General features: G+C 69.9%; 15 protein-coding genes. 7 read left to right on the plus strand and 8 right to left on the minus strand.

What is annotated here, in order from left to right; all coding sequences use genetic code 11:
- The 3 genes from K2X24_RS06325 to K2X24_RS06335 form a co-directional block, all read right to left on the minus strand.
- A partial coding sequence (locus tag K2X24_RS06325; RefSeq protein ID WP_292495814.1) for a hypothetical protein occupies positions 1 to 447 on the minus strand: 447 nt, incomplete at its 3' end.
- On the minus strand, positions 431 to 808 hold the full coding sequence (locus tag K2X24_RS06330) for a rod-binding protein (RefSeq protein WP_292495816.1): 378 nt from the start codon (positions 806 to 808) through the stop codon (positions 431 to 433). The genes K2X24_RS06325 and K2X24_RS06330, both read right to left, overlap by 17 nt.
- Before the next feature lie 40 nt (positions 809 to 848).
- On the minus strand, positions 849 to 1,922 hold the full coding sequence (locus K2X24_RS06335) for a flagellar basal body P-ring protein FlgI (RefSeq protein WP_292495840.1): 1,074 nt from the start codon (positions 1,920 to 1,922) through the stop codon (positions 849 to 851).
- A 305-nt stretch (positions 1,923 to 2,227) separates the two neighbouring features.
- Here K2X24_RS06335 and K2X24_RS06340 point away from each other — a divergent pair, with 305 nt between their 5' ends.
- Entirely contained in the window at positions 2,228 to 2,653 is a 426-nt protein-coding gene (locus K2X24_RS06340; RefSeq protein WP_292495817.1) for a flagellar assembly protein FliX, read from the plus strand.
- Between the two features lie 40 nt (positions 2,654 to 2,693).
- Here the strand turns inward: K2X24_RS06340 and K2X24_RS06345 are convergent, their stop codons facing one another.
- A complete protein-coding gene (locus tag K2X24_RS06345) occupies positions 2,694 to 3,239 on the minus strand; it encodes a ferritin-like domain-containing protein (protein ID WP_292495819.1) in 546 nt (181 codons plus the stop codon).
- A 492-nt stretch (positions 3,240 to 3,731) separates the two neighbouring features.
- Here K2X24_RS06345 and dksA point away from each other — a divergent pair, with 492 nt between their 5' ends.
- The gene (gene dksA, locus K2X24_RS06350) at positions 3,732 to 4,151 is read left to right on the plus strand and encodes an RNA polymerase-binding protein DksA (protein ID WP_292495820.1); all 420 of its coding nucleotides are present in this window, start codon (positions 3,732 to 3,734) and stop codon (positions 4,149 to 4,151) included.
- Positions 4,152 to 4,195: 44 nt separating this feature from the next.
- Here the strand turns inward: dksA and flgH are convergent, their stop codons facing one another.
- From flgH to flgF, 4 genes are read right to left on the minus strand one after another with little or no spacing between them, the layout of a single operon-like run.
- Positions 4,196 to 4,942: a flagellar basal body L-ring protein FlgH gene (flgH, locus tag K2X24_RS06355; protein ID WP_292495823.1), complete on the minus strand. Its 747-nt coding sequence runs from the start codon at positions 4,940 to 4,942 to the stop codon at positions 4,196 to 4,198.
- A 48-nt stretch (positions 4,943 to 4,990) separates the two neighbouring features.
- On the minus strand, positions 4,991 to 6,052 hold the full coding sequence (flgA, locus tag K2X24_RS06360; protein WP_292495825.1) for a flagellar basal body P-ring formation chaperone FlgA: 1,062 nt from the start codon (positions 6,050 to 6,052) through the stop codon (positions 4,991 to 4,993).
- A gap of 14 nt (positions 6,053 to 6,066) precedes the next feature.
- Positions 6,067 to 6,858, minus strand: a complete 792-nt coding sequence (gene flgG / locus K2X24_RS06365) for a flagellar basal-body rod protein FlgG (protein ID WP_238279421.1) — start codon at positions 6,856 to 6,858, stop codon at positions 6,067 to 6,069.
- A 12-nt stretch (positions 6,859 to 6,870) separates the two neighbouring features.
- On the minus strand, positions 6,871 to 7,611 hold the full coding sequence (gene flgF, locus K2X24_RS06370; protein WP_292495830.1) for a flagellar basal-body rod protein FlgF: 741 nt from the start codon (positions 7,609 to 7,611) through the stop codon (positions 6,871 to 6,873).
- A gap of 269 nt (positions 7,612 to 7,880) precedes the next feature.
- Between flgF and fliL the strand changes: the two genes are divergently transcribed.
- From fliL to K2X24_RS06395, 5 genes are all read left to right on the plus strand, one after another.
- Positions 7,881 to 8,387: a flagellar basal body-associated protein FliL gene (fliL, locus tag K2X24_RS06375; RefSeq protein ID WP_292495833.1), complete on the plus strand. Its 507-nt coding sequence runs from the start codon at positions 7,881 to 7,883 to the stop codon at positions 8,385 to 8,387.
- 54 nt (positions 8,388 to 8,441) lie between these two features.
- A complete protein-coding gene (fliM, locus tag K2X24_RS06380) occupies positions 8,442 to 9,659 on the plus strand; it encodes a flagellar motor switch protein FliM (protein ID WP_238279425.1) in 1,218 nt (405 codons plus the stop codon).
- Between the two features lie 22 nt (positions 9,660 to 9,681).
- The gene (locus K2X24_RS06385; protein ID WP_292495836.1) at positions 9,682 to 10,203 is read left to right on the plus strand and encodes a DUF6468 domain-containing protein; all 522 of its coding nucleotides are present in this window, start codon (positions 9,682 to 9,684) and stop codon (positions 10,201 to 10,203) included.
- The gene (locus K2X24_RS06390) at positions 10,200 to 10,982 is read left to right on the plus strand and encodes a hypothetical protein (protein WP_292495838.1); all 783 of its coding nucleotides are present in this window, start codon (positions 10,200 to 10,202) and stop codon (positions 10,980 to 10,982) included. Before K2X24_RS06385 ends, K2X24_RS06390 begins: the two co-directional genes overlap by 4 nt.
- Positions 10,983 to 11,160: 178 nt before the next feature.
- The gene (locus K2X24_RS06395) at positions 11,161 to 11,784 is read left to right on the plus strand and encodes an invasion associated locus B family protein (protein ID WP_292495842.1); all 624 of its coding nucleotides are present in this window, start codon (positions 11,161 to 11,163) and stop codon (positions 11,782 to 11,784) included.
- The last annotated feature ends 51 nt before the right edge of the window (positions 11,785 to 11,835 follow it).

The following is an 11,835-nucleotide window of genomic DNA, read 5'->3' on the forward strand; positions in this document are numbered from 1 at the left end:
GCCGCTGCGGCCATAGGGGGAGGGGCCTTGCGAGGGCCGGCCGTAGACCGTCGGCGTCCGCGCGCGGTTCATTTCGTCGGCCAGGGTCTTGACCAAGCCCTCCGACACGGTCCGGGCGGTGGCCAGCACCGCCTGGTTCGTCTCGACGGCCTGCGTGAAGCGCGCATGGGCGGCCTTCAGGGCGGTGATGCCCTCGGGTGCGAAGCGCGCGAGCGCTATGGCGTTGGCCTTGATCGCCTCCAGGCCCTGGAGGTAGTCGGAGGCCAGCCCGGTCTTGCGCTCGGTCTCGGCCAGGCCCTCGCGCAGGCGCCCCACGCGGACATGGCTGCTCTCGCGGGCGAGCAGCGCTTCCAGGGCGTCCAGGCTCGCCATCACGGCGGCGACCAGGGCCGCGGCGCCGGCCCGGTCGGTGACGCGGGGAAGCTGGCCGTCAGTTGCTCGCTGCACCGGTTCCCTCCTGCATCTTCATCATCTCGCGGAAGACGCCGTCGGCGATGCCGACGCCGCCGCTCTTCACGATCTGCGCGGCATATTCCTTGGTGAGCATCGAGCGGTAGACGCCGCCGCCGGTGCCGTTCTCGCCCAGGGGACCGTCGGTGCCGTCGGACTGCGTGAGGCGATCCAGCGACTGCTCGAGGAACATCGACTCGAAGTCGGTCGAGGCCTTGCGCGCCTTGGCCTCGGCGGCGGCCTTGCCCGTGGTGGCCGCCGCGGAACCGACAGCGCCCTGCACGGATTTGGCGATGTCGCCGATGATGGCCTTGCCGACCCCGAGGGCGGCGCTGGCGGCGAGTGGTGCGAACAGCATGGGTGTCACCTCGCTTGGCTGAGACGGAAGGGGGCCGGCATCACATCACCTCGATATCGGCCTGAAGGGCGCCCGCCGCCTTGATGGCCTGCAGGATCGAGATGAGGTCGCGGGGGCCGATGCCGAGGGCGTTGAGCCCGTCGACGAGTTCGCGCAGGGTCACGCCTTCCTTCACCAGGGCGAGCTTGTTGCCGTCGCCGGTATCGACCTTGACGCCGGTGCGCGGCACCACCGTCGTCGTGCCGTTCGAGAAGGGCGCGGGCTGGCTCACCTGCGGCTGTTCGGTGATCGTCACCGTGAGGTTGCCCTGCGCGATCGCCACGGTGGAAACCCGGACGTCGCGGCCCATCACGATGATGCCGGAGCGCTCGTCGACGATGACCCGCGCGGTCTGGTCGGGCTCGACCTTGAGCTGCTCGACCTCGGTGACGAGGCGGATCATGTTGCCCGAGTAGCGCGCCGGGATCTGCAGGGTGACCGTCGCCGGGTCGGTGGGCTCGGCGGTGTCGGCCCCCATGAAGTCGTTGATGGCGGCGGCGATGCGCTTCGAGGTGGTGAAATCCGGGTTGCGGAGCGACAGGCGCAGGGAGCGCATGTCGTTCATCTTGAACGCCATCTCGCGCTCGATCATGGCGCCGTTGGGCACGCGTCCGTTGGTGGGGACGCCCCGGGTGATCTTGGCGGCGTCGCCCTCGGCCGAGAAGCCCGCGATGGCGACGGAGCCCTGAGCCAGGGCGTAGACCTCGCCGTCGGCGCCGAGCAGGGGCGTCACCAGCAGGGTGCCGCCCTGGAGGGACTTGGCGTCGCCCAGCGACGAGACCGTGATGTCGATGCGGTTCCCCTGCGTGGCGAAGGGCGGCAGGCTCGCGGTCACCATCACGGCCGCGAGGTTCTGCGTGCGCATGGTCGCGCCCCGCGTGTTGACGCCGAGGCGCTCCAGCATCGCCTGGAGGGACTGCTTGGTGAAGGGGATGTTGTTGAGGGTGTCGCCGGTGCCGTTGAGGCCGACCACGATGCCGTAACCCACGAGCTGGTTCTGGCGCACACCCTCGACGCTGGCGAGGTCCTTCACCCGCGACAGCGCCCGGGCAGGCGCCGTCTGGCCGAACGCCATCGCCAGCGCCAGGAGGCACAGGGCGAGGCGACGGAGCGGGGCGGGACAGGCAAACCGATCGATCATGGCGCACTTCGAGGCGGACGGGTCCCGATCCATCTGCCAGGAGCGTGCCACGCGGACGAATTTCGCCAAGCCTCTGACCAAACTCATTTTTTCAAGACTATAGGACTTCGCGGCCGGGCCATCCGAACCGCCTTTCCTGCCGACCCGGCAGCTTCTGCCGGGCCGTTTGCAGTTCGTTAACCACGCCGCCCGGATGCTGGGACCGTTGGGCGGTTCATCGCCCCGATCGGTCTCAAGCCATGCGCGTCGACACTCGCTTCGTCACCACGGGCACCGCCTCCGCCGGAACCCCGCGCCGCGCCGAGGGCGCACCCGCCTTCGCCGTTTCGAATCCCGCCGCGACCCCGAGCAGCGCCGCCGCGACGCCGGCCGCCACCCTGGCGGGCCTCGACGCGATCCTCACCCTCCAGACGAACGCGGATACGCCGGAGGAGCGCCGTCGGCGCTCGGCCAAGCGGGGCAGCGACCTTCTCGACGGTCTCGACCGGCTCAAGGCCTCGCTCATCATGGGCCGGGTCTCGACCCGGGATCTCCAGGCCATCGCAGCGCGCCTCGCCGAGCGCGCCGGTGTCAGCGGCGACCCGCGCCTCGACGGGCTCATCGCCGATATCGAATTGCGGGCGGCCGTCGAGATCGCGAAGCTCTCGGCCGCCCGCGCCGCTTGATATCCGGAAATGCCGTCTCGACGTTCCGGACGGGGTCGGATCACCCCTTGGATTTGGCCTTCGCGCGCGGGGCCGCCCCGGTCTCCTCGACCGCCTCGCTGCCCTCGGCGTTGATCCGCTCGGCGATCTGGCTGAGAAGCGCGTCGGTCTTCTTCTCCTCTTCCAGGGTCTGCTCCAGCAGCTTGGCTGCGTCCTCGTAGCCGAGTTGGCGGGCCCAGGTCTTCAGGGTGCCGTAGCGGGCGATCTCGTAATGCTCCACGGCCTGGGCGCAGGCGGCGAGCACCGCATCGGCGGCGGGGCTGCCGGCGAAATCCTCAAGGTCTTCCTCCATCTCGGACGTGATCCCCTGCATGGCCTCGCAGGTCTTGGCCCGGGCCGGCTTGCCGATGATCTCGAAGACCTGGCTCAGGCGCTCGACCTGCTCGGCGCTCTCCTCGGCATGGGTCTCGAAAGCGCTGCGCAGATCCTCATGCTCGGCCGCCTTGGCGGACTTCTTCAGAGCGCGGACGGACTGCTTCTCGGCATAGTAGACGTCCTTCAACGTCTCGTAGAACGCGTCGTGCAGGGTCTTCGTCTTGGCGGCCATGACGCTTGCTCCGAATGATGGATGATGAGGGAACGAATTCTCGGGCCCGGTGCCAGACCTTCGTAAGGTCAGGGGCAGACTTACAATCTCGCAAGTCGGCCGGTGTTCACGTCGGGCGACGCTAAAAAATTTGGATCGGCCTGCGTAATGCTCGGATGCCAGCGCGTTTCGTTGCCGCCGAGTCCAACGTGAGCCTCTCCCGGCAGTGCCGCGATATCGGCGGGGCGGCCCAACTTCGGGCCGAGATGCCGGTGGGTCGGCCGGACGCGACACCTGCATTTTAACGCAGGGGAGCGAGTTCGTGACAAACAGGCGTCGCTGTCGCGTGTCGGCCTACGCCCCCAAGTGCTTACAGCCGTTGCGTGTTTGCCGCAGCGCCAAAATCATCCGTGACGATTGCGGTGGGCGGCGTTCACGATGCGTTGTCGTGGCCTAGCCCCTGCATTATAGCCACGCGAAATGATCGCCGCGAACCGGCTGCAAGAGGCGCGAATGGCGAAGGTCACGATTGAGGACGGGTACGTACCGAGTGAGAACGAGCCGTTCATGAACGATCGGCAGCGTGAATATTTCCGCCGAAAACTTCTGAGCTGGAAATCGGACATCCTCCGCGAAGCTCAGGATACGCTGGTGGCGCTCCAGACCGAGAACGAAAATCATCCCGACCTGGCGGATCGTGCCTCGTCGGAAACCGACCGCTCGATCGAATTGCGGGCGCGCGACCGGCAGCGCAAGCTCAACGGCAAGATCGACGCCGCGCTGGCCCGGCTGGAGGACGGCTCCTACGGCTATTGCGAGGAGACGGGCGAGCCGATCTCCCTGAAGCGCCTCGATGCCCGGCCCATCGCCACCCTGTCGCTCGAAGCGCAGGAGCGCCACGAGCGCCGCGAGCGGGTATATCGCGACGATTAGAGACCGGCGGCGCGGGGGGGCGACGCCCCCGCCACGCCCGCCGCTCAGAACGGCAAGATCACATCCACCAGTTGCTGGCCGTAGCGCGGCTGCTGGACGTCGCTGATCTGACCACGGCCGCCATAGGCGATACGGGCCTGGGCGATCTTCGTCGACTCGATGGTGTTGTCGGACTCGATGTCCTCGGGACGCACCACGCCGGCCACGACGAGTTCGCGCACCTCGAAGTTGATGCGGATCTCCTGCTTGCCCTCCACCACGAGGTTTCCGTTCGGCAGGATCTGCGTGACGATGGCGGCGACGCTGGTGGTGACCGTCTCGTTGCGCTGAACCGAACCGGCGCCGTCGCTCGACGAGGTCGAGGTGGCGTTCAGGAGCTTGTCGGCCGCGATCCCCGCCGCCGCGACCCCGGCGTTCTTCTCGAGGCCGAAGGCGTTGGGCAGGCCGAAGCCCTCGGCGTTGGAGCGCGAGCGCTTGGTCTCGTTGTTCAGGTTCGCCTTGTCGGTGACGTTCACCTTGACCGTCACGAGGTCGCCGATGCGCGCCGCCCGCTGGTCCTTGAAGAAGGCGCGCGAGCCGGTCCGCCAGAGCGAGTTCGGCGCGTAGGAGACGGGCTGAACCTCCGGCATGGGCAGGCGCACGGGCTTGTACCCGGCCTGCGCCGTCGGGTCCTCGATCGCCGAGAGGGCCGGGGTCGCCCCGATCTGCGAGAGCCGATCGACGGTGTTGCAGGCGCCGAGCGAGACGCAGAGCAGCGCGACGGCGAGGGCGGGGGACGCATGGTAGGTCATCGGGACCGAACCTTTGGAAAACCGGATGGACGGGCCGACCGCGAAGGGTCAGCGCTGAAGGGCGGGCGCGTCGAGGGCGGCGCTGGCCTGCCGGATCGCCGGGGCGGGGCCGACCGAGACCCGGCCGGGACCGATCACGGTGGCGGACAGGATCTTCTTCGAGATCGGGTTGGTGACCGTGATGGTGGCGCCGAGGCGGCCGCTCTCGTTGGCGAGGGCTCGCAGGGACAGGTTGAGGCCGGGCGCGTCGAACACGATGGTCACCGCCTCGCCGCGCGCGACGAGATCGGGCGGCGCGAGGTCGCCGGCCCGCAGGATCGCGCCCGCGCTGAGGCCGCGCTGGGCCACCTGACCCGGGAGCCCGCCCTGGGCACCCTGCGCGTCCGGCGGGGTGGCCTCGCGCGGGCGCCGCTCCAGGGTGATGTCGGCGGCGGTGACGGCTTCGCCCCGGTTGAGGGCGCGGCCGAGGACGGCGACTTCGCGGATCTCCACGACCTGGCCGGTGACGCGCAGGGAGGCCTGACGCTCGCCGAGCGTGATGAGGGCGGCGATGCGGCGCGAGCGCGGATCGTAGGCCACGTCCAGGGCGGAGGCCGGCCCGTCCAGGTCGACGGGGGCTAGCAGGACCGGTGCCTCGCCGTCGAGGCGCACGGCGAGGTTGCGGGCATCGAGGGCGTGGCCCGACTCGAGGGCGCGCTTGAGGGCGGCCTCGATCTCCGGCGCTGTGACCCGGCGCGCCGAGCGCAGCACCGAGACCTGGACCCGCCCGCCCGTCTCGACCGCGCCGAGCCCGAGGCCCGCGACCGCGTCGGCGATGCGCCGGGCCTGGATCGTGCCGGTGGCGCCCAGGGCCGGCGCCCGGAACAGCGGCTGGCGGGCGGCCTCCGTGGAAGCGCCCTCCACGAGGTCGCCGAGGGTGAGGACGTCGCCGCGCGCGGTGACGTCGCCCCGCAGGCGTAAGGGAGCGCCCGCTCTGGCGTCCTGCGCCAGCACCTGGCCGACGAGCAGACACAGCGCGAGGACGGCGAGCAGGGCGCGGCCGACGATGCCGACGCTGAGGGTGGCGACCCGCGCGGGGCGATAGGGGGGGATCTGCCGGAGGGCGTGCATGGTGGGGAGCCCGGTCAGCTGCGGAACATCTGGGAGGTGGTCGAGAGCATCTGGTCGGCGGCCGTCACCACCTTCGAGTTCATCTCGTAGGCGCGCTGCGCGGCGATCAGGGAGGAGATCTCGGTGACGGCGTTGACGTTGGCCTCTTCGAGATAGCTCTGCTGGAGGTTGCCGAAGCCTTCGGCGCCGGGCAGGCCGTTGATCGCCGGCCCGGAGGCGGCGGTCTCGATGAACAGGTTGTCGCCGATCGATTCGAGGCCGACCTTGTTGACGAAGCGCGAGAGCTGGAACTGCCCGAGCGCCTGCGGCGCCGTCTGGCCCGGCACGGTCGCCTGCACGGCGCCCTGCGCGCTGATCGTCACCGAAGTTGCGTTGTTGGGCACCGTGACGCCCGGATCGACGAGGTAGCCGTCGCGGGTGACGAGCTGCCCTTGCGCCGAGAGGTCGAACGAGCCGTCGCGGGTGTAGGCGGTGCGGCCGTCCGGCAGGGTGACGCGGAACAGGCCCTCGCCGCGGATCGCGACGTCGTAGTCCTTCTCGGTGCTCGTGAGCGTGCCCTGGGACATCACCCGCGCGGTCGAGGTGGTCTTCACGCCCGAGCCGATGGCGAGGCCGGCGGGCAGCTGGGTGTTCTGGTCCGAGGTCGAGGAGCCGGCCCGGCGCAGGTTCTGGTAGAGCAGGTCCTGGAAATGGGCCTGCTGGCGCTTGTAGCCGGTGGTGCGCAGGTTCGCGATGTTGTTCGAGATGACCTGGACGTTGAGTTCCTGGGCCGCCATGCCCGTGGCGGCGGCGTAGAGGGCGCGCATCTGCGGTGTTCCTTACGCGACGTCGGCGAGGCGGCGGATTGCCGTCCCGCGCAGGTCGTCGAGGCGCGAGATCACGCCCGAGACCATGGTGTAGGTGCGGTTCACGTCCATCAGCCGGGTCATCTCGACCACCGGCTTGACGTTGGAGCGCTCCAGCGCCCCGGCTTCTACCCGGCCCGCGAGGCCCGCGGCCTGGGGCTGGGCGGTGGAGCCGTAGAGGTTGGCCCCTTCGTTGGTGAGGGCCTGCGGGTTGGCGAAGGTGACGAGGCGGACGCGGCCCCGGATGCCCAGGTTCGTGGAGACGGTCCCATCCGGACCGATGGCGATCCCGGTCTCCTGCGGGCCGATCTGGATCGGCCCGCCCTCGCCCTGCACGGGGTAGCCGTCGCTGGTCACGAGGGTGCCCTGCGCGTTGGTCTCGAAGGCGCCGTTGCGGGTGTAGCGGTCGCCGTTCGGCGTGCGCACCACCAGGAACGCATCGCCCCGCACGGCAACGTGGAGCGGGTTGCCGGTCTGCTCGATCGGCCCCTGCGCGAGGTCGAGGGCGGTGCCCTGGTCGATGACGTAGGAAACGCGCCGGTCCGGCTTCTGGAACGAATCGGCGCTCGCCACCGGCATCAGGTATTCCTGGAAGCGGCTGTTGCGGGCCTTGAAGCCGTTGGTCGAGACGTTGGCCATGTTGTTGGCGATCACGTCCAGCTCGCGCTGAAGCGCGACCTGGCTCGAAACCCCCACGAACAATGCGTTCTGCATGACACCCTGAGCCCCGACACGCGACGACGTCAGGGTTACCGCACGGTACGTGCCAATCGCCAGAGCTACGATTTTCCGTTACTTTCGAGAGGTTTAGGCGGAAGACGGGCGGCCCGCGACGGCGGACGCGCCGCGCCGCGCGGCAAGTCCGACCCGGCAGCTTTTGCCGCCTTAACGACACGTTAACCCTGTTCGCCCGATACCGGTGTCAGGCTCCTCCGAGAAGGGGCGCCGATCCGACGATCCCGTCCCATCCCCGAGGTCCCGCCATGGCCAAGAAGCCGAAGAAGGCCGCGCCCGAGGGCGAGGAGGGCGCCGAGGGCGAAGCTCCGAAATCCGGCAAGAAGAAGCTGATCGTCATCGGCGCGGTGGTGCTGGCGCTCGCGGGCGGCGGCGGGTTCTTCTTCCTGAAGAAGAAGGCCGGCGGCGACGGGCACGGCGAAGCGGTGGCCGAGGTCAAGAAGCCGGTCGTGTTCCTCGATGTCCGCGAGATGATGATCAACCTCGCCAGCGAGCCCGGCCAGGACAAGACGCGCTTTGCCAAGATCAAGGTCGCGATCGAGCTGAAGGACGCCAAGGTCGAGGGCGAGGTGAAGCCCCTGATGCCGCGCATCGAGGACGCCTTCCAGGTCTACCTGCGCGAACTGCGCGCCAGCGACTTGTCTGGCTCGGCCGGCATCTACCGCCTGCGCGAGGAATTGCTGCGGCGGGTGAACGTCGCGATCCATCCGGCCCGCGCCGAGGCGGTCCTGTTCAAGGACGTCGTGGTCCAGTAGCCGGCGCGGCCGGCGGAGCGGGACGACGAGAACCATGCGAGTGACGAGAGTCTGATGGCCGGACCGGACGACGCGATCGACGAGGACGACTGGGCGGCCGCACTCATCGCCCAGAACGGCGAGGGCGGGGAATCCTCGCTCGCCGACGAATGGGGCGCCGCGCTCGCCGAGCAGGGCACCACGACCCATGCCAGCGACGTCGCCGCCGAATGGGCGACGATGATCGAGGACGGGGAGACCGACAATCTCCCCGAGCTTGCCGGCAACGACCGCATCCTGAACCAGGACGAGATCGACGGCGTCCTCGGCTTCTCCCTGCGCGAGCTCTCGGCCTCGGGCGCGGGCGGCGTGCGCGCCATCGTCGATTCGGGCGTCGTCCAGTACGAACGCCTGCCGATGCTGGAAATCGTCTTCGACCGGATGATCCGGTTGTTGTCGACGAGCCTGCGCAACTTCTTCCAGGACAACGTCGAGGTGACGCTGGACAACATCACCTCGGTGCGGTTCGGCGACTACCTCAACGCGATTCCGCTGCCGACCCTGCTGGGCGTGTTCCGGGCCGATGCCTGGGAGAATTCCGGCCTCGTCACCGTCGAGTCGAATCTCGCCTACTCGACCCTCGACCTGCTGCTCGGCGGCAAGCGCGGCGGCTCGTCGACCCGGCTCGACGGGCGGCCCTTCACCACCATCGAGATGCAGCTGGTGCGGCGCCTCGTGGAGATCATCCTTACCGACCTCGAACTCTCGTTCCAGCCGCTCTCGCCGGTGCGTTTCGCCATCGACCGGATCGAGACCAACCCGCGCTTCGCCACCATCACCCGGCCCGCCAACGCCGCGATCCTGATCAGCCTCAAGCTCGACATGGACGGGCGCGGCGGCCAGCTGCAGATCCTGTTCCCCTACGCCACCATCGAGCCGATCCGTGAACTGCTCATGCAGAGCTTCATGGGCGAGAAGCTCGGGCGCGACCACGTCTGGGAGAGCCACCTCGCGACGGAGATCTGGCAGGCCGACGCCACCATGGAGGCGGTGCTGCACGAGATGATGCTGCCCCTCAAGCGAGTGCTTTCCCTGAAGGTCGGCGACACCCTGATGTTCGACACCAAGCCCTCGGACCTCATCGCCGTGCGCTGTGGCGATTGGGCCCTGACGCAGGGGCGCATCGGCCGGATCGACGACAACATCGCGGTTCAGCTCACCCGGCCCCTGCGCCGGTCCCGCACGACCCTCCAGGCCTTCGAGGCTTCCATGAACAACCGCACGGACGGGTGACCGATCACATGAGTGTCCGCCCATGAGCCTCCTCGTCACCCTCACGGCCGACGTCCTCGTGGCGATCCTGCTGGTCGCCAGCATCGTCTCCTCGGTGCGGCTGAGCCGGCGCATCACCAAGCTCAAGGCCGACGAGGCGGCCCTGCGCCAGACGATCGGCGACCTCGTCTTGGCGAGTTCCACCGCCGAGCGCGCGATCGTCGGCCTGCGCGCCACCCTGGACGAGTGCGACCGTACCTTGAGTGACCGCCTCGGCACCGCCGAGCGTTACGCCACGGACCTCGCCGCCCATGTTGAGGCCGGTGAGACGGTGATCGCCCGCATCGCCTCGATCGTGTCCCAGGCCGCCCCCGGCCGCGCCCCCCAGCGCGCTCCGGCACCCGACATCGCTGAGCGGCGCGACCCCAGCGAGATCGTCGTGGCGCCCTTGCGCGCCGCCCCCGCGCCGGCGAGCCCCAACGGCGAGCGCCTCGGGGTCGCCGCCGCCGCCGCGCTCGCGATGTCGGAGCGGGCGCTCGGGCGCCTGCGGAGCAAGGCCGCGTGAAGCGACCCGGCCGCCTCGTCCGCTTTCCACAGCCGCGCCCCTTCCGGCTGCGGTTGATCGATGGCGTGACCCTGGCGGCCGCCGGCCTGCTTGTCCTCAAGCTCTCGGCCATCGCGGTCGAGGAAGCCAAGCCCGGCGCGCCCCTGCCGGATTTCGCCCGCGTCCTGGCCAAGGCCCGCACCAACTACGAGCCGTCGGACCCCGCAACGACGGGGTCGGTGACTCCCAAGGAGCCGGAGAAGCCCGCGCCCGAGCCGGAGAAACCCGCGCCGCGCCCGCCGCCGCCGGCCGAGGCGATGCCGGCCTCCGAGCGGGCGCTGCTGGAGCGCCTGGCCGCGCGCCGGGACAGCCTGAAGCAGCGCAGCGAAGCGCTGGATCTGCGCGAGCAACTCCTCGGCACCGCCGAGCGCAAGCTCGAGGAGGGCGTCGACACCCTCAAGCAGGGCGAGGAAAAGGGTGAGGGCGGCGGGACGCAGCGGGCCGAGGCCGAACGGGCCGCCCTGAAGAACATCGTGACGATGTACGAGACCATGAAGCCGAAGGATGCCGCCCGGGTGTTCGACCGGCTCAACCTGGAGGTGCTCGTTCCCATCGTGCTCGCCATGAACCCGCGCAAGATGGCCGAGGTACTGGCCCTGATGCAGTCTGAGCCGGCCGAGAAGCTGACCGTGGCCCTGGCCAACCGCGCCCGGGGCCAGGGCGCGTCCCCCGTGCCCACGGTAGCCTCGGGGCTTGGTCCCAACGAGCTTCCGGCGATCGAGCCCACCGGCCGGCGCTGAGAACCGGGGAGCGCAGCCCCCCGGGAAACGGCCTCGCGGCGTCCCGTCTCCATTGCGCCGCGCGCCCCCGGCATTTAGGGGCAGGCCATCCGTGGGGCCAGGACGCGCCCTCCGGGTCCGGGGAGCCATCATCGTGACGTTCACCAGCCTGTTCAGACCTCTCGCCGTCGTGGCGATCATGCTCGCCGCCGCGAGCCCGATCCGCGCACAGGACGTCGAGGCGCCCGAGCCCGCGGCGGAAGCCCCCGCCAAGCCCAAGCCCCGCAAGCCCGCCCCCGCGAAACCGGCCCCTCCCAAGCCCGCGACGCCGGCGGCCGCGACGCCTGCTGCTTCGACCCCGGCGGCCGTCTGGCCCGTCGGCGCGACTTCGCTCAGCGAGGTCTACGGGGACTGGACGGTGACGTGCGCGCGCGCCGACGTCGCCGTCGCCAAGACCGAATGCGCGGTGATGCAGGCCCAGGGCGCCAAGGGCCGGCGCGAGTTCGCCATCGAGATCCGCCCGCCGTCAGACGGACGTGCGCCGGGCTTCATTCTGATGCCCCTCGGCCTCGCGATCGAGCCGGGGCTGACCTTCAAGCTCGACGACGCCGTCCTCGGCAAGGGCGCGCCCTACCTGTCCTGCAGCCAGGAGGGCTGCCTGGTGCCGATCGCCCTGCCGACGCTGGCGACCGACACCATGAAGACGGCCAAGAACCTCCTCGTCTCGGCGATGAAGCCCGAGGCGAAGGACCCGACCGTCATCACCGTTCCGCTGACCGGGTTCGCCCCGGCCCTGGCGCGTGCCACCGCCCTGGCGAACTGAGCACCTTCGCGGACTGAGCGCCTGGGTGAGTCCGGAACCTCGGCCCGGGGC

The sequence above is a fragment of the Methylobacterium sp. genome (assembly GCF_019750675.1).
In the GTDB taxonomy this organism is placed as follows: Bacteria; Pseudomonadota; Alphaproteobacteria; order Rhizobiales; family Beijerinckiaceae; genus Methylobacterium.